This window comes from Nocardia cyriacigeorgica (assembly GCF_005863245.1).
In the GTDB taxonomy this organism is placed as follows: Bacteria; Actinomycetota; Actinomycetes; order Mycobacteriales; family Mycobacteriaceae; genus Nocardia; species Nocardia cyriacigeorgica_C.
Genome location: NZ_VBUT01000005.1, coordinates 318369 through 339247 on the forward strand (window position 1 = coordinate 318369; position 20879 = coordinate 339247).

Genomic DNA, 20879 nt, shown 5'->3' on the forward strand with positions numbered 1-20879 from the left:
TCGTCGGCGGCCGCGTCGGCCCGGGAAAGCTGGGTCTTGCCCGGCCCGTGCCGTGCGCTGGATGGTGTGCTGGACTCGCCTGCCGCGTGTGCGGCGCGGTAACAGCGATACGAGACCGATAGGGGCCGCCGAGATGCAACCGGCACTGCGATGTCTTGTCTGGGAACTGGACAACACGCTGTGGGACGGCGTCGTCTACGACGGCACGGCCGGCGCGTTGGACCGTTCCGCCCTGCGCACCCTGCGGATCCTGAGCGAACGCGGAATGTGGCATGCGGTGGCCAGCCGGGGCGATCGGACCCGCACCACGGAGATGTTGCGCAGGCACGGGCTGCTCGAGATGTTCTCCGTCGTCGAGATCGGCTGGGGCCGAAAGTCGTCGGCGATCGTGCGGATCAGCCACACGCTCGGCCTGCGCCTGGATTCCATCGGATTCGTCGATCCGGAGCCGGTGGAACGGGCCGAGGTGGCGCGAGCGTTGCCGCTGGTGCGCTGCTATGCGGCGCGCAACGCGGGCATGCTGCTCAACCACCCCGACTTCCGGCCGGTGGTGCGTCCCGACCGCGATCCCACCCCGCCGCTGGGATTCGCCCGGGTGCCCGCGCTCTGAATCCACCTGTGGCCGCGTCTCACCGACCACAGCCAACCGGGGCAGGTCACTGGTGAGCACCGGGCCGATCTACACGTCTGCGCCGGAACGGTTCTGAACCGAACCGGTGCGGGCCTGCCCTCGATCGGCTCGGCGCCGAAGCGAGGGCAGGCCACCCGGTTCAGCTACGCGCGCCGCGCTTGATGAACGTCGCCGCCTGCTCACCGATCAGCACCGACGGCGCATGCGTGTGCCCGCGCACCAGCACCGGCATCACCGACGCATCGGCCACCCGCAACCCCTGCACACCACGCACTTCCAGCTGCGGGGTGACGACGCTGGCCGAATCGGAACCCATCCGGCAGGTCCCGGCCGGGTGATAGAGGGTGTGGGAGTAGCGGTTGAGCGACAGCTCCAGGGTCTGCTCGATATCGGCGGGCGGTTGCGGCGGGTAGACGATCGGCCCCAGTACCGATTTCAGTGCGGGTGCCTCGGCCAGCCGCACGCAAGTGCGCAATCCGGACATGATCGCGGCCCGGTCCGCGCCCTCGGCATCGGACAGATAGCGCGGGTCGATAATGGGCTTGGCGGCCGGATCCTTGGAGGCGAGGCTGATGCGTCCCCGGCTGTGCGGGCGCAGCAGCACCGTCGCCAGCACCACACCGTGCTCGGTGGGATCGACAAGGCCTTCATGGAAAAACGGGGCAGGGGCGAAGATCAGCTCCAGATCGGGCAGTTCCAGCGCGGGATCGCTGCGCAGGAACCCGTACGCCTCACCGACGTTGGAGGTGAGCATGCCGCGATGACGCAGCAGGTAATCCAGCAGCTGACGCGGTTTCTCGGCCGCGAACAGCGAATCCGATTCCACACCGTAGCCGAGCGCCGCTACCAGATGATCTTGCAGATTCGCACCGACCTCGGGCGCGTGGTACACGGTCTCGATGCCGTGGCGGCTCAGGTCCTCACGGTCGCCGATGCCCGACAGCATGAGCAGTTGCGGGGTGTTGATCGCGCCGCCGCACAGCACCACCTCGCGTCGCGCGGTCGCGGTCACCGTTGACTCGCCCTGCCGGAATTCCACGCCGGTGGCGCGGGTTCCGTCGAAGAGCACGCGGGTGGCGAGCGCTTCGGCGCGCACGATGAGATTCGGCCTGCGCAGCGCCGGACGCAGGTAGGCGTCGGCGGTGCTCCAGCGCCTGCCGCCACGCTGGGTCACCATCGTCTGGCTGAAGCCCTCCGGCGCGGGCCGGTTGGGCGGTTCCACGGTGAAGCCGCATTCGCGCACCGCCTCCAGATAGGCGGCGGTCGATCGGCGTGGGCTGCGCTGATGGGCGATGTGCAGCGGACCGTCGGTGCCCTCATCGGGGTACTGCGCACCTTCGACGTTCTCGATGCGCCGGAACTGTTCGACGACCTTGGCGAAACTCCAGTCCTCGCCCGCCAGCAACGCCCATTCGTCGTAGTCGGCGCGGAACCCGCGCACCCACATCATCGCGTTCATCGACGACGACCCGCCGAAGGTCTTCCCGCGCGGCCAATAGATCTGGCGGCCGTCGAGCTCCGGCTGCGGTTCGGTCAGGTAATCCCAGTCCACCTCGCTGCGGAACAGCTTGGCGAACCCGGCCGGAATATGAATGAATTTGTTCTTGTCCTGCGGCCCCGCCTCCAGCAGCAGCACCGTGGTATCGGGATCGTCGCTGAGCCGAGCGGCCAGCGCCGCGCCCGCCGACCCCGCCCCGACGATCACATAATCCGCAGCGACCTCACCTGTACCCACTGTCCATCTCCGATCTCACTGTGTAGGGCAAACATACGAGCACGCGATGGTCACCGGGCCGGATTCCGCCCATCATGGGCCGATCAGCGCCGCCGACGTCGCCGGATACGCCGCGCCCCCGCCGGCGAGAAGCCGACGGGGGCACGACGAGAAGAGGGATCAGCCTGCCGCGGGAGTGCTGTCGGAACGGCGGCTCGGCACGGTCGGCAGCTTCAGCGCTGTGGGCGCATGCGCGGGGACGACCGGGTTGCGCGGCGCGATGGGCGCGATGCGCTGATAGGGGCTGTTCTGGTCCGGGCGCAGATCCTGCTCGCCCTTGTTGGGCCAGTAGGCGGCGGCGCGCTCGGCCTGCGCGGTGATGGTCAGCGACGGGTTGACACCCAGATTGGCCGAGACCGCGGCACCGTCGACCACGCTGAGCGTCGGATAGCCGTAGACGCGGTGGTAGGCGTCGATCACCCCGGACTCGCGATCGGCGCCGATGGCCGCGCCGCCGAGGAAGTGCGCGGTGAGCGGGATATTGAACACCTCGCCCCAGGTGCCGCCCGCGACACCGCCGATCTTCTCCGCGACCCGCCGGGTGACGTCGTTACCGGCCGGAATCCAGGTCGGGTTGGGTTGGCCGTGCCCCTGCTTGGAGGTGAGTTTGCGGCCGAAGAGCCCGCGTTTGGTGTAGGTGGTGATGGAGTTGTCCAGATGCTGCATGACCAGCGAGATGATGGTGCGCTCACTCCAGTTGCGCACGCTGAGGAAGCTCAGCAACGTCAGCGGGTGGCGCAGCGCGATACCGAGGAACCGCAGCCAGCGTGGGATGCGTCCGCCTCCGTCGACCATCAGGGTCTGCAATAGGCCCATCGAGTTCGAGCCCTTGCCGTAGCGCACCGGCTCGATATGGGTGTCGGGAGTGGGGTGGATCGAGGAGGTGATGGCCACGCCCTTGGTGAAGTCCTGGCCGGGGATCACCTTCTTGGTGGCCGCACCGACGATGGACTCGGAGTTGGTGCGGGTGAGCACGCCGAGCCGTTCGGACAGGTCGGGCAGCACACCCTGATCACGCATGGCGTGCAGCAGCTTCTGGGTGCCGAGGGTACCGGCGGCCAGCACCACATTGCCCGCGGTGTAGGTGGCCGGGTTCTTACGCACCCAGGCGCCGGTGCGTTCGGTCGCGACCTCCCAGGTGCCGTCCGGCTGCGGGCGCAACGCGGTGACAGTGGTCATCGGAATGACCTGCGCGCCCGCCTTTTCCGCGAGGTACAGGTAGTTCTTCACCAGGGTGTTCTTGGCGCCGTACTTGCAGCCGACCATGCAGTCGCCGCATTCCAGGCAGCCGGTGCGCTCGGGACCGACACCACCGAAGTAGGGATCTTCGACCGTCTTGCCGGGTTCGCCGAAGAACACCCCGACCGGCGTCTGCACGAACGTGTCGCCCACGCCCATGTCCTCGGCGACCTGCTTGAACACCTCGTCGGCGGGGGTCATGTGCGGATTGCGGACCACGCCGAGCATCTTCTGCGCCTGCTCGTAGTACGGGGTCAGCTCGTCACGCCAGTCGGTGATGTCGCGCCACTGGGCGTCCTGGAAGAACGGCTCCGGCGGCACATAGAGGGTGTTGGCGTAGTTGAGCGAGCCGCCGCCGACGCCTGCGCCGCCGAGGATCAGCACATCGCGCAGCGGGTGGATGCGCTGGATGCCGTAGCAGCCGAGCTTGGGCGCCCACAGGAATTTGCGCAGATCCCAGCTGGTCTTGGGCAGTTCGTTATCGGCGAAGCGGCGGCCGGCCTCGATGACGGCGACCTTGTACCCCTTCTCCACCAATCGCAGCGCCGTGACGCTGCCGCCGAACCCGGACCCGACGATGAGGACGTCGTAGTCCGTCGGTTGCTCAGACATGGGGAAACTCCTCGGTGGGCGTCGGCAGTGACGCCGGTTACGCTAATGAGGACAGTTGGAACTGTCAACGAAGGGTGCGCTTGGTATCTATGCTGGTCGCGTGTCCCGATACAGCCGCACCCAGCTGGCCGAACTGAGCGGCGTCCCGGCGCGAACGATCCGCTACTACCACTCGCTCGGATTGCTGCCCAAGCCCGAACGCGTCGGCAAGGAAGCCCTCTACCGCACCGAACACCTCGACCGGCTACGCGACATCCTCGCCATGCAGGCCCGCGGCCTGCGGCTGGACGCGATCCGCGAGGTCTTCGCCACCGACGCCGGGGCAGGCGCGACCGACTGGCGTGCGGTCTTCGACCCACGCAAGCCCGGCCATTCCGACCAGTCCGCCGTCCTCGATGACGACGAACTCACCGAACTGCTCGGCGACCGCCGCCCCGACATCCTCGACGAACTGCTGGCCGCCCAATACCTCGAACGACGCGGCGAGAACTGGGCGATCCCGGACCTGCCCATGCTCAAGGGCGCGCTGATCCTCTACGACGTCGGCACCGACGTCACCCTGAGTGGTGCCCTGCGCAAGGTGATCCGGGCGCGCATCGCCGAACTGGCCGACGAAATGGTGCGCACCTTCCGCGACGCCGCCGCGACCAGCTACGGCGGCGAAGGCATCGGCAGTGACCTGAGCCGCTTCCGTGACCGTTTCCGTGCCGCGGCCTGGGAGGTCGGCGGCGCCACGCTGGCCGACGAAATCGAACGCGCGGTCGCCGAGCTGGACGAATCCGGACGCTGATCCTCAGCTGCACCTGGACCCGGCAGTCGGCCCGTTGAACGTGACGGATGCGAGCGCTGCATCAGTGGATCGTGCGCTGAGGCCGGTGGATCAGCGCGTGCCCCGGGCGAGTGGGGGAGCGGTGATCACTGTTGTTGACATCGCTCTCGGTCATCGTTCATGGTGGCACCCATGACCACACCGAGGGCCCGCGCCCGCGCTCAGACGATGGACGACATCAAACGCATCGCGCGCACCCAGCTGGCCACCGAGGGCGCTGCCGCGCTGTCGCTGCGCGCGGTCGCCCGCGAACTCGGCGTCGTCTCCTCGGCGGTCTACCGCTATGTCCGTAGCCGCGACGAACTGCTGACGATGCTGGTGGTCGACGGCTACGACGCCCTCGGTGACGCCGTCGACGCCGCGGTCGCGGCTGCCGCCGCCGATCCGGCCGCGCGGCTGCGTGCCGCAGCGCACGCCGTCCGCGACTGGGGCCTGGCCGAACCCGCCTGGTACGGACTGCTTTTCGGCACCCCGGTGCCGGGCTACGCCGCGCCCGCCGAACAGACCGTCGCGCCCGGCACCCGTGTCATCGCGACGCTGCTGCGCCTGGTCGAAGCCGCGCACCGCGACGCGGCACTGCGCGAGCCTGCCGCAACCAAGCCGATCTCCTCGGCCACCCTCGGCGATTTCGCCCGCATCCGAACCGAATTCGGCCTCGAGATCCCCGACTGGCTGCTGGCCCGGGCGTTGGTGCTGTGGAGCGCGCTGTTCGGCGCGGTCAGCTTCGACGTCTTCGACATGTACGGGCCGGGCACCTTCACCGACCGCACCGAGGTGTTCGACCTGCAGTTGACCGGCTGGCTAACCCTGCTCGGATTCCACTGAACCCGCACCCGGCTGCTGCGCACCGCACAGGATGAGCGCGGTCCTGGTGAACAGCGGCGCCAGTTCCGGCAAATGCTCGGCACCCCGCTCGTACAGGTAGGCGACGATCCGCTCGTTGATCCCGCCGAGCAGCATGTCGATCAGCGCCGGATCCGGATCGACGGGTACCTCACCGCGCTGCACGCCGATCCGCCCGACCGCCACGATGTGCTCGGCGAACAGCCTGTGCACCCGTGCGCGATGCTCGACCAGCGCCGGTCCGGCGGCGAGGATCTCGATGTAGAGCGCGCGCGTGGCGGCCGGCCGGGCGGCCAGGATTTCCAGGAACACCCGGAACGAGGTGTGCACCCGTTCGGCGAACGGTGTGTCCGCGCTGAGCGTGATCGTCTCGGTGAGCAGCCTGAGGCAGTCGGCCACGGCGCTGTCGTAGGCGGCGGCGAAGCATTCTTCCTTGCCGCCGAACAGCGCGTAGAACGTGCGCCGCGCGACCCTGGCCCGGCCGACGATCTCGGTGACCGTGGTCGGCGCGTAGCCCAACTCGCCCACCGCCTCCAATGCGGCCGCGCACAACCGCTGGTACTGCGAGTTCTCGACTTCCTCGCGGGTCAGGCGGTGCGGGCCATGGGGCAGCCGGTCGGGCGGCCCATCAGTCAGCACGGTCATGCGACCAGGATATGGGCTCGACGGACACCGGCTCTCCGCAGCGACCGATCGTCGGTGAGATCCAGGCCATAGTTGCCACGAAATGTGATCCATCCTATGGTTACCCGCGAGTCGGGAACGATGGAGTTCCGCTCTTGTCGGGATGAGGGGATACATGATCAGACATCGACGTCTCGTCCGGAGTGCCGTGATCACTCTGGTGGGCATCGTCGCGGCCACCACCGCGCTGGTGGCGGCCCAGACCGGGCAGGCGCAACCGGACGGCGGCGCGCTCGGCGCACACTGGACCGCCACCCACGACGGTCCACGCGCCTATCCGAATGTGCACATCGACTGGGATGTGCCCATCACGATGAGCGACGGCACCGTCCTGAAGGCCAACGTCTACCGTCCGGCCGACGCCGCGGGCAGGCCCATCGAGGAGAAGACGCCGACAATCGTCAACCTCACGCCGTACACCAAACTCGTCGGCAACGTGCTGGATTCGGCACTCACCTTCCCGGTACTGGCCGACGCCCTGACCGAGCTCTTCAAGAGCTTCGACCTGTCCGCCTACGGACTCGGCGGCCTCACCGAGATCACCAAGGCCATGCCCGCGGGCACGCTGCGCTCATTCGGCGTGGACCGCAAGCTCATCCAGAGCGGCTACACCCAGGTCGTCGTCGACGTGCGCGGCACCGGCTTCTCCCAGGGCATCTGGCAGGTCTTCGGCGAACGCGAACAACTCGACGGCGTCGAAGTGGTGAATTGGGCCGCCGCCCAACCCTGGTCCACTGGCAAGGTCGGCATGACCGGCATCTCCTACTCGGCGATCAACCAGTTGCAGACCGCCGAACGCAATCCCGAAGCGCTGCAAGCGATCTTCCCGATCGTGCCGGGCAGCGACCTGCTACGCGATATCGCGGCCACCGGTGGCGGCGTCGGATTCGGATTCCTGCCCGCCTGGCTGCTGGCCGTCAACAGCTCCAAACTGATCCCGGACGTGAAGTCGATCTTCGACGGCCGGTTCGACTGGAAATGGCTGGCCGACCGCGTCCAGGACCCGCTGACCTTCGTCAACTACCTGCTCGCCGCACTCACCGTGCCCAGCGTCGACGCCATCCCGCCGCACCTGATGGAACTGATCCAGGAAGACAGCGCCATCCGGCAATCCTGGCTCGGCCACCCTGACAAGATCGACATCCCGACCTTCGTCTACGGCGGCTGGCACGACATCTTCACCTACTCCTCGCCCCGGGTCTACAACGCCGTCGACGTCCCCGACTCGCAGAAGAAGCTCATCATGGGCGACATCTACCACCTGACCACCGGCAGCGGAAACGGCCTGCCCGGCGCACCGCCACGGCTGGACGTACTGCAACGCGCCTGGTTCGACAAGTGGCTCAAGGGCATCGACAACGGCATCGACACCTACGACAACGTCACCCTGTGGCAGCAGGGCGGCGGCTGGACCAGCACCACCACCTTCCCACGCCCCGGCATGGACTACCGCCGCATGTATCTCGACGCGGCACCGTCGGGCACCGTACGCAGCGTCCACGACGGCAGCCTCTCGACCGCGCCCGGCGCACCCGCCCAGCTCACCGTCGCGCCCGGACTGGCCACCCTGTGCTCGCGCGATTCGGCCACCGGCACCGCGGGTATCACCGGAATCCTCGACGCCTGCGCCAAGGATTCCCGGATCAGCGAAACCAGCGCCCTGACCTTCACCAGCCCGCCGGTGCGGGGGCCGACCGAGATCTCCGGGCCGATCGCCTTGCACCTCAACGCCGTCCACGACGCCACCGACGGCTACTGGTCGGTGACGGTCAACGATGTCGCACCCGACGGGCGCTCCACCGTGCTCACCAGCGGCCAGCTCACCGCCTCGCTGCGCACCGTCGACGAAACCCGCGCCAGCCGCTCCGCCAACGGCGACTACACCGACCCCTACCCGGTGCTCACCCTCGCCACCAGGCAACCGCTGGTACCCGGCCAACCCACCATCATCGATATCGGGCTCACCGCCACCGACGCCATCCTGCAACCCGGGCACCGGCTGCGCGTGGACGTCTACGCGATGAACTTCCCGCGCGGGCTGCCGCTGCGGCCGCTGCTCAACGAAAGCGAACTCAAACCGCAGCACGTTCGCCTGGACCCGAACCAGCCCAGCTGGATCAATATCCCGGTCTCCGGCACACCGGGATGGTGATCGCGGCGGTCAGAACCGGATGCACGGCTCGGTGAGCTGTAGCCGGTTCGAGGTCGGGCCGTGGTAATCGGTGGCCACGGTCCGCAACCCGCCCGGCGCCGCCGCGTCCGGCACCCCGACCACCGCCCGATGAGCCGCCGGGTCCGGTGCTCCCGCCGCGTAGTCGTGCGGCGGGAGCATGCCCTCGAAATCCACCGGCAAGCCCTCGGCCACCGCCGCACGCAACGAGGCCCGGTCGACGGTGCCCGCGGCCACCACCTTCTCCAGCACCGCCCGCATCGGATAGCTCAACGCCCAGCCCGCGTTGTAGCCCCAGTTCGCCGGGACCCGCGGCGCGGCGGCCCGCGCGCTCACCGCACCCGCGCTGGCGCCGTCCCACCCGTCGAAGGGCGCGGTCGTCGCGTAGCGGGCGGTCAGCGCGGGCCCGGCGGGGGAGTCCAGCAGTGCCGCGTTCCACGTCGGCAGTGAACCGATGAACCGGCCGGGGTAGCCGCGCTGCACCAGCTTGCCCACGATCTCGCCGGTCTCCGCGGGCCCAGTCGCGAGCACGACCGCGTCCGGCGGATCGGCCAGCACCTGCTGGACCACCGAATTCTGGTTGCCGAGTTCCCGATTGGACGCGGTGGTGATGTTCGCGGTGACCGGCACATTGTTGGTCATCGCCCAGGTACGCGCCCCCGACGCATAGTCCTCACCGTAATTGCCCGAATAGGCCACGACCGCGATCCGCTCGGGCCGCCCATACCGCTCGGTGAGCCAATCCAGTCCGAGAACCGCCTCGGTGCAGTAGGAGTAGCCGATCTCGAGCACCAGACCGCGATCGGTTTGCGCGTACTGCCAGCCCGACCACAACGTGCCCGCGCCGGTGAGCATGTCGTCGCCATCCATCCGGCCCAGAATCGTCTGGGTCTGCGAGGTGCCGAGGCTCATCGCCAGCGCCAGCACATGCGGCTGCACCTTCGCGTACGCGTCGGCGTAGCGCGTCGGGTCATAGCTGGTGTTCTCCACGAAGGTGGTGTCGTCGACCTCGTAGCGGCCGCCGATCCCACCGGATCGGTTCACCGCGGACCAGAACGCATGCTGACCGTCCTGCAACGCGGTGCCGAGTGCGGCGAACGGCCCGCCGCCCAGATCCGACAGCACACCCAGATAGATGCAGCCCTTGTTCTCGTCCACTGCCTGCGGGCAGGGCTCGCTGGTGACCCCTGGACCCGTGGTCTCCTCGCCGGAGGCCGAACACCCCGACACCAGCAACACCCCCGCGACGGCCGCCGCGACCGCATGCCGTCCGCGCCGCGCCGCCGTACTCCGCATCGTCAACTGTCACCTTTCGCACACCCACCGAAACACCCGGTGGCCCTGGTGAACCGGGACTGTAGCGGCAGGCGGCCCGCGGTGACGGGGTTTTCGGCAGCGTGCGCGGCGATCAGTCCGCGGCGGGCGCCAGATCCGATCCCGGCTCCGCGTCCGCGTCGGGCTCCTGCGGCGCCGGCGCGGTGAACACATCGATCTGCTCGCCCACGTAGCGGATCACCACAGCGGCCACCGCGGCCACCGGCACCGCCAGGAACGCCCCGACGATCCCGTACAGGGCGCCGCCGGCCGTCACCGACAGCAACACGATCACCGCGTGCAGCTTCATACTGCGGCTCTGCAACACCGGTTGCAGCACATTGCCTTCCAGCTGCTGCACCGCGATGATGATGCCGAGCACGATCAACGCCGTGGTCAGGCCATTGGCGACCAACGCGACCAGCACCGCAAGCGCACCGGCGACGAACGCACCGACCATCGGGATGAACCCACCGAGGAAGGTGATCACCGCGAGCACCAACGCCAACGGCACATCCAAGATCACCAGGCCCAAACCGATCAGCACCGCGTCGATCATGCTGACCACGGCCTGGGTCCGGATGAACCCACCCAGCACCGCCCAGACCCGGGCCAGCACCTCCTCGAGATGCCTGCCCGCAGGGGAGCCGACCGTACCGTGCAGCCACGGCAGAAAACGCGGCCCGTCCTTGATGAAGAAGAACGACAGCACCAGCACCAGGAACAGGGTGATCAGCGCCGACGTCGCCGCGCTGACGCCGGTGAACACGCCGGTCGCGATCTGCTCGGCACTCGACTGCAACCGCGTCACCACCGCGTCCACCGCGGAATCCAACTGCTCGTCGCGCACATTCAGCGGCGGGCCCTGCAACCAGTCGCGCACCTTGTTGATGCCCTCGGTGGACTTGTCCGCCAGTGCGGGAGCCTGATCGACCACCGACGGCACGATCAGCGCGATCACTCCCGCCAGCACGCCGAGGAACCCGATCACGGTGATCGAGGCGGCCGCGGCCGGACGCAGTTTGTGGTCCATGAGCCAGCGGGCCGGCGGCCACAGCACCGTGGCGACCACGATCGCCAGCAGCACCGGCAGCAACACCACCCACAGTTTGGCGACCACATTGCCGATCACCCAGGCGCCCGCGGCGATCACGACCACGCACAACGCCCATTTCGCCAGCCACAGCACCCCGACACCGATGGCGTCGCCGCGATTCGGCGTGCGGTCGCGAGCGGTCTTCTCGGCTGCGGTCTTGTCCACGTTCGGCCCGTTCACGCCGCCAGTCTTACACGGATCCCGCGCACGGGCCGGGCGCGTCGATGGTGACGCCCATCGCGGTCAGCGGTCCGCGGCCCAGGGCGCGCAGGCGGAGCCGTCCGTCAGCCCGGGACCCGCACCGGATCGGCGCAGCTGGCCGCCGCGTCCACGAACGAGCAGTCCGCGGGCCCGCGTGTGGGCCGGTAGCCGGGTGCCACGCCACCCGCGCGGGTGATCTCGGCGTAGGCGGGGACGGCGTCGGTCGGCCGCCGGGTCAGGGCGGGGTCGGTGAGGACGTCGACGGTGTAGAGGCCGAAGCGCGGGGTGTAGGAACCCCATTCGTAGTTGTCGGTCAGGCTCCAGTAGTTGTAGCCGATGAGGTTCATTCCGTCGGCCTTCGCGCGTTGCAGCCAGTACACGGTGTCGCGGAGCAGGTCGGCCCGGCTGTAGCCGTCGGCCCTCGGGTGCCCGTTTTCGGTGGGCATCCCGTTCTCGACGATGTAGAGCGGGCGCCCTGGGAACCGGCGCGCGTAATGCTGCAATGCGTAATAGATGCCCTCGGCCTGCAACGGCATCGTCCACAGCCGGTTGATGTCCGGCGGGCCCGCCAGCAGCGATTCGGGGGAGAAGCCGTAGTAGTAGTCGATGCCGATGTAATCGAGCTTCGCCCCGATCCGGTCGATCAGCGGCCCGTTCACCGCATCCTCGGCCGTCGGGATATAGGCGACATTGCTGGACACCATCGCGCCCGGGTGCACGCGGTGGATGTGGTCGTAGATGCTGTTGTGGGCCAGGGCGATACGGTCCTGCATGGCGCCGACGTCGCCGACGCCGATGCCGCCATGGCGCAGCTCGTTCAGTACATACATCGCGGGCTCGTTGAAGGTGATCCAGAGCGGATCGTGCCCGGCATAGCGTTCGACGACGGCGCGCGCATTGGCCAGCCAGTCGTCGACCATGGCCGGATTACGCCAGCCACCGCGATCGACCTCCCAACCCGGATACACCCAGTGGTCCAGCGTGAGCATCGGTCGCATCCCCGCCGCTTCGATGGCGGCGATGACGTTGTCGTAGAACCGGAATCCGGCCGGATCCCATTCGGCCGGCCGGGGCTGGAGCCTGGCCCACTCGATGCCGATGCGATAGACCCGCACACCCAGCTGCGCGGCGAGCCCGATATCGGACCGGAATCGACTGTAGAAGTCGATCGAATTCAGGTACGGATCCTCGGTCTTACCCGCGGCGATGTAGCGCATCCAATTGCTGTCGGGCGCATTGCCTTCGGATTGGAAACCGGAAGCCGCCACGCCCCAGAGGAAGTCGTCGCCGAGTGGTGCCACCGTCTCCGGGGCCGGCGGGCGAGCAGCCGCACGTCCGCCGAGCAGGGTAGTGGCGGTCGCGGCGGCGAGCCCGGCGAGAACGTGGCGGCGGTTCGGTTGACGCATCGAACTCCTGCTCCTCACGGTGGAAGGTGCCCGGTGTGGTTTTCGGCCAAGCCTAACGACCGATAGGGCGCGGGGTGGGGAAGTGGGTTGTCCGCGTGGATATCTCCCGGTGGGGTAGGGGAAAGGCTGGGCTGAGTCCGGCCCGGCTTGCGGAGGATGTGGCATCTCGGCTCGAGGACGTCGCAACTCAGCTCCCTAGGCGCTATTTAATATCGATACGTAGATATGCGCATCTACGCATGTCGCACCTATCCAACCAAATCTCACCTTCGGCACTGGTCAACACCAAAACGCATAGAGGAGAAGGGGGCATCGGCCGGCAGGGCGGTGCCCCCTTCTCGTGCGATGGCGTCACGTCGCGATGGTGCGCGGCTGGATACGCACGCGAACCCAGCGGCGGCGCACACGTTCGGCTGGTTGTCGGCGAGGTCGGCGAGGTATGCGGTTCGGCTTATCGTGTCGAAGGCGAATCGCACCGCGAGCGGTTGATCGCGATCAGCGTCTTAGTGCGTGTGTCTCACCTGTGCGTATTACCTCTGATGCAATCGGGCGCGAATATTGTTGACCCATCTGGAATCCGCAGTGATCGGACCGCTCCGCCGACGGGGGAGAACGAGACATTGATCCTGTTGCGCGAAGCGGGGGTGCCGTGGCTCCTACGGGCGGGTTCGCCTCGTCGCGCGGCTGTGACCTGGGAGTTCGCTCGTGCGGGCCGCTGACTGGCCGCACAACCGCACGGTGCGACTATCGTGGTTGTCCGGATTGGCGTTTTATGCCCTCTCCGGCCGGCCCTTAGCGTCGGCGGCATGGAGTGGAATTTTCGGTCGGCCGAGGAGCTTTCGGCCGCGATGCATGCCGGTGAGATCAGCTCGGTGGAACTGACCGACCAGGCGATCGCCGCCATCGAGCGCGGCGACGAGGCGATCAACGCGATCTGTGTGCCCGACTTCGATCGGGCTCGGGCGGCGGCGCGCGCTGCCGATCGGTCGCGGGCCCGCGGCGAGATTCGCCCGCTGCTCGGCATTCCGGTGACGGTGAAGGAGTCCTACAACATCGCGGGGCTGCCGACGACCTGGGGCATGCCGCAGGAGCGCGACTTCGTGCCCGCCGAGGACGCGGTGCAGGTGGCGCGGTTGAAGGCGGCGGGGGCGGTGGTGCTCGGGAAGACGAATGTGCCGTTGGGGTTGCAGGATGTGCAGAGCTTCAACGAGATCTACGGCACCACCAGCAATCCGTGGGATCAGGCTCGGACGGCGGGTGGGTCTTCCGGTGGTTCGGCGGCGGCGCTGGCGTGCGGGTTCGGCGCGTTGTCGATCGGCTCCGATATCGCCGGTTCGCTGCGCACACCGGCCCATTTCTGTGGCGTCTACGCGCACAAGCCGACGCTCGGGCTGGCGTCGATGCGCGGCATGGTCCCGCCGCGCGCGCCGGCGTGGCCGATCGAAGCCGATCTCGCCGTGGTGGGCCCGATGGCCCGCACTGCTCGCGATCTCACGCTGCTGCTCGATGTGATGGCGGGCCCGGACCCGCTGACGTCCGGTGTCGCCTATCGCTCGATGTTGCCGCCCGCGCGCCGCGATCGGCTGGGGGATTTCCGGGTGCTTGTTCTGGATGAGCATCCGCTCATTCCGACCGGGTCCGCTGTGCGGGCGGGTGTGCACCGGGTGGCAGACGCGCTGGCCGATGCGGGTGCGCGCGTGGAGCGGCACAGCCCGCTACTGCCGGACCTGGCCGAAGCCGCGACGATTTACATGCAGTTACTGTTCTCGAGTGCTGTCGCGCATTACCCCGTCGACGCATATGAGCAGCTGCGCGCCCGTGCCGCCGGATTGGACGCCGAGGATCGGAGTCTGGCTGCGACGCGGCTGCGTGCGACGGTGTGCACCCACCGCGATTGGATGGCGGCGAACAACGCTCGCGAGCGTCACCGCCATGGCTGGCGGCAGCTGTTCGGTGAGTTCGATGCCGTGGTGTGCCCGATCACCCCGACGCCGGCGTTCGCGCACGATCACGACCCGGATCTGCTGGGGCGCCGACTCGAGATCGAGGGCGCCCAGTACCCGTACCTGGATCAGCTCGTGTGGGCCGGTGTGGCGACGATGCCCGGCCTGCCCGCGACCGCGGTGCCCGCGGGCCGTTCACCCGAGGGGCTACCGGTCGGGGTGCAACTGATCGGCCCGATGTTCGAGGATCGAACACCACTGCGGTTGGCCGAGCTGCTCGAGCAGCGGATCGGCGGCTTTCTGCCACCGGAGTAGATCGCTGCTACAGCCCGAGTTTGGTGACGGCATTGTCGTCCAAGGGGTTTGCGGTGCGGATGTAGCGGTGCACGGTGCGGGGGTTGGACCAGCGGCCTTGGCGCATGATTTCGCGGTCGGCGGCGCCGCCGAGGGCGGCTTGGGTGGCGAAGCCGGCGCGCAGGGAGTGGCCGGAGAACAGGGCGGGGTCGAGGCCTGCGCGGGCGGCGTAGCGTTTGACGAGTTCGGCGACGGCTCGGCCGGAGATCGGGGTGGTGCCGATGCCGCCGTGGCGGGTGATGGCGGGGAAGAGGGGTTGGTCGGCGGGAAGGGGTGCCGGGATGCCGGTGAAGCCGTGGCAGCGGTGGATGGCCGGGTCGGGAACCGGTGTGGTGGTGAGCTTTTCGCGGAGCCGGTCGGGGGCTGCGGCGTGCAGGGCGAGCAGCGCGATCCAGTCGGCGAAGGCGCAGACGGGGCAGGTGTGTGGGCGGGTGCCGCGGGGGAGGGCGACGCGTTGTTCGGTGATGCCGGTGGGGTCGGTTTTGCTGGTGGGCAGGTGGATGAGCAGGACGGGTTCGCCGGTGGTGTGGTCCTGGGTGACGTGCACGTCGCCGACGCGGAGTGCGGCGAGTTCGCTGCGGCGCAGGGCGCCGGCGAATCCGATGAGCAGGGCGAGGGTGTCGCGTCGGCGTGCGGGTTCGGTGGGCCAGCCGGGTTCGGGTAGTCCGGTGAGGAGTTGTTCGAGGGTGTGCAGCAGGATCGGGCGTTTGCGGACCGGTCGGGCGCGGCGGGTGCGGCGGATGCCGCGGAGGGTGAGGCGGACGACGTCGGAGCGGGTGGGTGAGGGTAATCCGTTGGCGGCGTGCACGGCGGCGATGGCGGCGGATTTGCGTTCGAGGGTGGCGGGGGCGAAGGCGTGCGCGCCGTCGTCGGTGCGGGCATCGGCTGCGGCGGCGAGGTAGACGGCGACGTCGAGTGCGTCGGCGGGCAGTGCCTGCCTGCCTTCGGCGGCGCACCAGGCCGTCCAGGCGATCCAGTCGGTGCGGTAGGCGCGCACGGTGTTCGCCGATTGTGAGGCTTCGAGGTATCGGCCGAGGGTGGCGGCCTGGTCGTCGGCGAAGCGCTGCCGCACTTCGCGCAGCGCGGCGGTGTCGACGAGGACGCTGTGGACTCCGCGTTGCAGTTGCGCGCGGACCGGGTCGGGAATGGCGATGCCGCGCTGCTGGTGTGTGGGCGAGTCCTCGGTCATCTGTGCCCTTCGGTTCGGTGCAGCGCACGACGGATTCGTGTTCTGCCCGAATCTATCCGGTGCGCGGCGGTCGGCGCCGTGGTGCCGGGCGAGCGCGCCGGGACCGTATTGGTCGTCACGCCCGGCTCTAGACGTTTCCGTCGAATCCTCGGCTATCGGGGGAGGTTTCAGGGGTCCCATCGTGGTTCGGGACCCCTGATCCGTCAGGGCTCGAGATCTGTGACGGCCCGGCCGCTGGCGATGTCGTAGGGGACCGAGACCTGGTCGTGGGCGATGAGCCAGGTGCCGTCGATGTTGCGCATGCCGTAGCTGACTCGCACCCACATGCCGGGTATTGCAGCACCGTCGGCGCGGGTGCCGCGCAGGCGTGCGAAGGCGTGGCCGAAGGCGACGTCTCCACCGACGGTGAAGGTGAGGTCGCGGATGTCGTAGGTGATGGTGTCGAAGGCTTGGAACACGCGTGCCCAGTTGGCGAGTTTCGCCGCGATTCCCACGTGTTGCAGTGGCGGTTCGATGTCGAAGGACACGACGTCGGTGGTGTAGAGGGATTTCAGCGCTTCGAGGTCCTTGGCCTGAAGTGCGTCGATCACGGTGTCGATCTGCTGGCGGATCTCGGCCTCGTCGGTGCCGGGGTGGAGTTCGCTGGTTGTGGCCATGTTCGGCTCCTCAGGCCTGGACGAGAGCGGTGTCGGCGGGTGCCCGCAGCGGTGCGAGTGCCGTGCTCCAGGCGATGAGCTGGTCCAGTGTCTTGTGCAGGGCGTCAGTGTGGTGGTCGCGGGGTGTGAAGGTGGTGTGGTCGGCGAAATCGGTGAGCAGCGAGATGGTGACCTGGTGGCCGACGTCGGCCATGCCGAGGGTGCCGCACACCGTGCGCAGCTGAACGACTGCGCGGGCGCCGCCGTTGACGCCGTAGGAGACGAATCCGACGGCCTTGTTCGCCCATTCGGCGCACAGATGGTCGATGGCGTTCTTCAGTACTCCCGGGACGCCGCCGTTGTATTCGGGGGTCACGATCAGGTAGCCGTCGAACGGGGCGATCCGCTCGGCCCAGGCGCGGGTGTGTTCGGGCGGGGACGGACCGAACATCGGCGGTGCGGGTTCGTCGAAATGGGGCAGCGCGTGGTCGCGCAGGTCGATCAGTTCGACGCCGATGTCGCCGCGTCGGGTGGCGGTGTCCAGGACCCACTGCGCGATTTGCGGGCCGTTGCGGTTGGGCCGGGTGCTGCCGAGGATGATGCCGATCGTGGTCATTGCCTGAACTCCTGATGTGCGGGATGGTGACGCCTTCCCGACGACACAGCCGCGCGGAATGTCAGGCCGCCTCACATACCGGGGCGCTGCGTCGTCGGTATGGGTAGGGACCGCAGACCTGTGAGGAGCCGAGGATGACCGACCCGCACCTGACCGAGGTGATCGCCGAACGCCGTCAGCTGATCAATCTGGCCTACCGGCTGCTCGGTTCGCTGGCCGAGGCCGAGGATGTGGTGCAGGAGACCTTCGCGCGCTGGTACGGGCTGTCGGAACGGCAGCGCGCGGAGGTGGCGGCGCCCGGCGCGTGGTTGACGACGGTGGCGAGCCGGATCTGTCTGGATGTGCTCGGGTCGGCGCGGGCGAGGCGGGAACGGTATGTGGGTGACTGGATTCCGGAGCCGGTGCCGGGGCGCGCGGAGTGGCGGGACCGGTCGGGCGCTGCGGATCCGGCCGATCAGGTCACTCTCGACGAGTCGGTCAGTATGGCGTTTCTGGTGGTGCTGGATTCGATGACGCCGGCTGAGCGGGTGGCGTTCGTGCTGCACGATGTGTTTCGTTACTCGTTCGCGGAGGTCGCCGAGGTTGTCGGGCGTTCGCCCGCGGCGTGCCGTCAGCTCGCGTGCAGTGCTCGCCGCCGGATCGATACCTCGCCGCGTCCGTCGAGTACCGAGCGCGCCGAGGTGGTGCGGGATTTCAAACGTGCCTGGGAGGCAGGCGATATCGAGGCGTTGATCGGGTTGCTGGATCCGCGGGCGTGCGCGACGGCCGACAGCGGCGGGCGGGTCGTGGCGTTCCGTGAGCCGATCGTCGGTGGGGAGCAGATCGCCCGGGCGTGGATGGAGATCGCGGCGCGTGGTGGCCCGGTCACGCTGCTGGAGCGCACGGTCAACGGTCAGCCCGGTCTGGTGGCGTTGAAGGAGGGCGCCGTCATCTCGGTGTATGCGTTCGACATCGTCGGTGGCCGCATCACCCGGATCTGGGTGATCCGGAATCCGGAGAAGTTGCGGCCGTGGGCGGCGGTCTGACCTGGCCGAACGTGGCCGGGCAGGCGCAGTGAGCCATGTCACTCGATGGTGCTGTCAGGGATTCGCGGGCTGTCTCGTTCAGGGTGCACACGAACAGATAGGAGCGATCCAATGAAGCACCGCATCGTCGTCCTCGGGGCCGGCTACGCCGGAGCCTTCTGCGCGGGATACCTGGCTCGGAAGTTGTATGCCGACGAGGTGGAGATCACCGTGGTCAACGCCGAGCCCGATTTCGTGGAGCGGTTGCGCCTGCACCAGTTGGCCGCCGGTCACGAGCTTCCGCGCCGGCCGCTGAGCGAGGTATTCGCCGGCACCGGCATCGTGCTGCGCACCGCGCGGGTGACCGCTCTCGACGCCGAGCACCAGACTGTCACTGTCGCCGATGAGGCGGGTGTGGACCGGATCGAATACGACACCCTGGTGTACACCCTCGGCAGTGCCGGCGCCGGCCACGGTGTGGCGGGCGTCGGTGAGTACGCCTTCGATGTGGCTGCGCGGCCGTCGGCGTTGCGGTTGCGTGCCCGCCTGGATGAGCTGGACGGGTCCGGGAAGGTTGTGGTGGTCGGCGGGAATCTGACCGCGATCGAGGCGGTCACCGAGATCGCCGAAGCCCGTCCCGGTTTGGAGGTGAGCTTGGTGACCAGCGGTGAACTCGGCGGCTGGCTGGGGCCGAAGGCGCGCCAGCACCTGTTGCGTGCGTTCGATCGGTTCGGGATCTCGATTCATGAGCACACCGCCGTCGACAGTGTCGAGGAGACCGCGGTGGTCGCCGCCGACGGCAGGGTTTTCGCCTCGGATGCGACGGTGTGGGCGGCGGGGTTCGCGGTGCCTGCGATCGCCGCCGACGGTGGTCTGGCGGTGCAGGCCGATGGCCGGATCACGGTGGATCGGCAGATGCGGTCGGTGTCGCATCGGAATGTGTATGCCGCCGGCGACAGTGTGTTCGTCATCGGTGCGAACGGCCGTCCGTTGCCGATGTCGTGCGCGTCGGCGGGGTTCACCGGTATGCAGGCGGTCGCGGCGATCGTCGGGGACCTGACCGGGCGCGCGGTGAAGGCGACCACGCTCAGCTATGTGGGCAACCACATCAGCCTCGGTCGCAAGGATGCGATCTACCAGTTGGTCGATGGTGAGGCTCGCGCGAAGCCGGGTGCGTTGTGCGGGCGTGCGGCGGTGGCGGTGAAGTCGTCGATCGTGGCGGTCAGCGGCTGGGCGATCAGCCGTCCGACGTTCGGAATGCCGAGCCGCCGCTATCGATTGACCGCGGTGGGGCAGCGTTCGCCCGAGGTGGCGCTCGTTTAGGGTCGTCGGTATGGACACTGCCACCGTGGCGCGTTTCGAGGCCAGCCGGAATCGGCTGGCCTCGTTGGCCTACCGTCTGCTCGGTTCGGCGGCCGATGCCGAGGACACGGTGCAGGATGCGTTTCTGCGGTGGCAGGCCGCCGATCACGACTATGTCGAGGTGCCGGAGGCGTGGTTGACCAAGATCGTCACCAATCTGGCGTTGGATCGGCTTCGTTCGGCGAAGGTCCGCCGCGAGCGCGCGGTGGGTGCGTGGATGCCGGAGCCGCTGCTCGATGGTGATCCGATGCTCGGTCCGGCCGATACCGTCGAGCAGCGTGAGTCGGTGACGTTGGCGATGCTGACGCTGCTGGAGCGGCTGTCGCCGGTCGAGCGGGCGGTGTATGTGCTGCGGGAGGCGTTCTCCTACAGCCACGCCGAGATCGCCGAGATCCTGGAGATCTCGGAGTCGGCGAGCCAGCAGCATGTTCATCGGGCGCGGCGCCGCATCGCCGCTGAGCGCACGCCCGCGACTGTCGATCCGGCGTCGGCGCGGCGGGTCGTCGAGGCGTTCGTGGCGGCGTCGTCGTCGGGGCGGACCGATCAGCTGGTGCGGCTGCTGACCGCCGATGCCACCGCCGTGTCCGACGGCGCCGGCGGTACGGCGACGACGTTGATTCGGCACACGACGCGGGAGCGGGTCGCCGACGCCGTGCGGGCCGGTTTGCGGCCGACCGCGGCCAAGCGGCGGCTGGCCGGTGGTTCGCCGTCGATCCATGCGGCCGTGGTCAACGGCAGTCCGGCGATGCTGTTCACCCTCGACGACCGGGTTCTGGGTGTCGCGGTGCTCGAGGTGCGTGAGGGCAAGATCGCCGCCGTGCGCGGCATCGCCGCCCCGCATCGCATCGGTCGCCTCGCCGAGCGGTGGCGGCGGCGTGAGCGTGATGTTCCGGTGCTCGAATCCTGGTGACACGCCGCAGGTTCGTGTCGAGGATGGGCGTGTCGAAGGTGCTCGCCGGTGCCTACCCCGCCGCTAC

17 protein-coding genes are annotated in these 20879 nt (G+C 68.6%); 8 read left to right on the forward strand and 9 right to left on the reverse strand.

The window, feature by feature from the left end:
• The first annotated feature begins 133 nt into the window (after positions 1–133).
• Positions 134–610 (forward strand): HAD-IIIC family phosphatase, encoded by a 477-nt coding sequence (locus FEK34_RS14630; RefSeq protein ID WP_138448411.1) that lies wholly within the window; start codon positions 134–136, stop codon positions 608–610.
• Between the two features lie 160 nt (positions 611–770).
• On the opposite strand, the gene FEK34_RS14635 is transcribed toward FEK34_RS14630, so the two are convergent.
• Together FEK34_RS14635 and FEK34_RS14640 are read right to left on the reverse strand one after the other, a co-directional pair.
• Positions 771–2366, reverse strand: a complete 1596-nt coding sequence (locus FEK34_RS14635) for a GMC family oxidoreductase (protein WP_138448412.1) — start codon at positions 2364–2366, stop codon at positions 771–773.
• Positions 2367–2525: 159 nt separating this feature from the next.
• Positions 2526–4256, reverse strand: a complete 1731-nt coding sequence (locus tag FEK34_RS14640; RefSeq protein ID WP_138448413.1) for a GMC oxidoreductase — start codon at positions 4254–4256, stop codon at positions 2526–2528.
• A gap of 100 nt (positions 4257–4356) precedes the next feature.
• Between FEK34_RS14640 and FEK34_RS14645 the strand changes: the two genes are divergently transcribed.
• Both FEK34_RS14645 and FEK34_RS14650 read left to right on the forward strand, forming a co-directional pair.
• Positions 4357–5046, forward strand: a complete 690-nt coding sequence (locus FEK34_RS14645; protein ID WP_138448414.1) for a MerR family transcriptional regulator — start codon at positions 4357–4359, stop codon at positions 5044–5046.
• 171 nt (positions 5047–5217) lie between these two features.
• Entirely contained in the window at positions 5218–5910 is a 693-nt protein-coding gene (locus FEK34_RS14650) for a TetR/AcrR family transcriptional regulator (protein WP_138448415.1), read from the forward strand.
• Here the strand turns inward: FEK34_RS14650 and FEK34_RS14655 are convergent.
• Positions 5887–6573 carry a TetR/AcrR family transcriptional regulator gene (locus FEK34_RS14655; protein ID WP_138448416.1) on the reverse strand — a complete coding sequence of 229 codons (687 nt, stop codon included), beginning with the start codon at positions 6571–6573 and terminating at the stop codon, positions 5887–5889. The two genes, FEK34_RS14650 and FEK34_RS14655, sit on opposite strands and share 24 nt — an antisense overlap.
• 154 nt (positions 6574–6727) lie before the next feature.
• Here FEK34_RS14655 and FEK34_RS14660 point away from each other — a divergent pair, with 154 nt between their 5' ends.
• Complete coding sequence (locus tag FEK34_RS14660; protein ID WP_138448417.1) at positions 6728–8764, forward strand: CocE/NonD family hydrolase; 2037 nt, start codon at positions 6728–6730, stop codon at positions 8762–8764.
• 9 nt (positions 8765–8773) lie between these two features.
• Here the strand turns inward: FEK34_RS14660 and FEK34_RS14665 are convergent, their stop codons facing one another.
• The 3 genes from FEK34_RS14665 to FEK34_RS14675 all read right to left on the reverse strand — a co-directional run bounded on the left by FEK34_RS14665 (position 8774) and on the right by FEK34_RS14675 (position 12799).
• The gene (locus tag FEK34_RS14665) at positions 8774–10078 is read right to left on the reverse strand and encodes an ABC transporter substrate-binding protein (RefSeq protein WP_138448418.1); all 1305 of its coding nucleotides are present in this window, start codon (positions 10076–10078) and stop codon (positions 8774–8776) included.
• A gap of 112 nt (positions 10079–10190) precedes the next feature.
• Complete coding sequence (locus FEK34_RS14670) at positions 10191–11372, reverse strand: AI-2E family transporter (protein ID WP_249359173.1); 1182 nt, start codon at positions 11370–11372, stop codon at positions 10191–10193.
• 104 nt (positions 11373–11476) lie between these two features.
• Positions 11477–12799, reverse strand: coding sequence for a family 1 glycosylhydrolase (locus FEK34_RS14675; RefSeq protein WP_138448419.1), 1323 nt, complete (start codon positions 12797–12799; stop codon positions 11477–11479).
• 806 nt (positions 12800–13605) lie between these two features.
• Between FEK34_RS14675 and FEK34_RS14680 the strand changes: the two genes are divergently transcribed.
• Positions 13606–15057, forward strand: a complete 1452-nt coding sequence (locus FEK34_RS14680; protein WP_138448420.1) for an amidase — start codon at positions 13606–13608, stop codon at positions 15055–15057.
• Between the two features lie 7 nt (positions 15058–15064).
• Here FEK34_RS14680 and FEK34_RS14685 read toward each other — a convergent pair whose 3' ends face one another.
• The 3 genes from FEK34_RS14685 to FEK34_RS14695 all read right to left on the reverse strand — a co-directional run bounded on the left by FEK34_RS14685 (position 15065) and on the right by FEK34_RS14695 (position 17536).
• Positions 15065–16285: a site-specific integrase gene (locus FEK34_RS14685; protein WP_138448421.1), complete on the reverse strand. Its 1221-nt coding sequence runs from the start codon at positions 16283–16285 to the stop codon at positions 15065–15067.
• 203 nt (positions 16286–16488) lie between these two features.
• On the reverse strand, positions 16489–16941 hold the full coding sequence (locus FEK34_RS14690; protein WP_138448422.1) for a YybH family protein: 453 nt from the start codon (positions 16939–16941) through the stop codon (positions 16489–16491).
• A 10-nt stretch (positions 16942–16951) separates the two neighbouring features.
• The gene (locus FEK34_RS14695; protein ID WP_138448423.1) at positions 16952–17536 is read right to left on the reverse strand and encodes an NADPH-dependent FMN reductase; all 585 of its coding nucleotides are present in this window, start codon (positions 17534–17536) and stop codon (positions 16952–16954) included.
• 134 nt (positions 17537–17670) lie between these two features.
• Here FEK34_RS14695 and sigJ (FEK34_RS14700) point away from each other — a divergent pair, with 134 nt between their 5' ends.
• The 3 genes from sigJ (FEK34_RS14700) (at position 17671) to sigJ (FEK34_RS14710) (ending at position 20812) form a co-directional block, all read left to right on the forward strand.
• Positions 17671–18561 carry an RNA polymerase sigma factor SigJ gene (gene sigJ, locus FEK34_RS14700; protein ID WP_138448424.1) on the forward strand — a complete coding sequence of 297 codons (891 nt, stop codon included), beginning with the start codon at positions 17671–17673 and terminating at the stop codon, positions 18559–18561.
• Between the two features lie 111 nt (positions 18562–18672).
• On the forward strand, positions 18673–19863 hold the full coding sequence (locus FEK34_RS14705; protein WP_138448425.1) for an NAD(P)/FAD-dependent oxidoreductase: 1191 nt from the start codon (positions 18673–18675) through the stop codon (positions 19861–19863).
• Positions 19864–19873: 10 nt separating this feature from the next.
• Positions 19874–20812, forward strand: a complete 939-nt coding sequence (sigJ, locus tag FEK34_RS14710; protein WP_138448426.1) for an RNA polymerase sigma factor SigJ — start codon at positions 19874–19876, stop codon at positions 20810–20812.
• Positions 20813–20879: the final 67 nt, after the last annotated feature.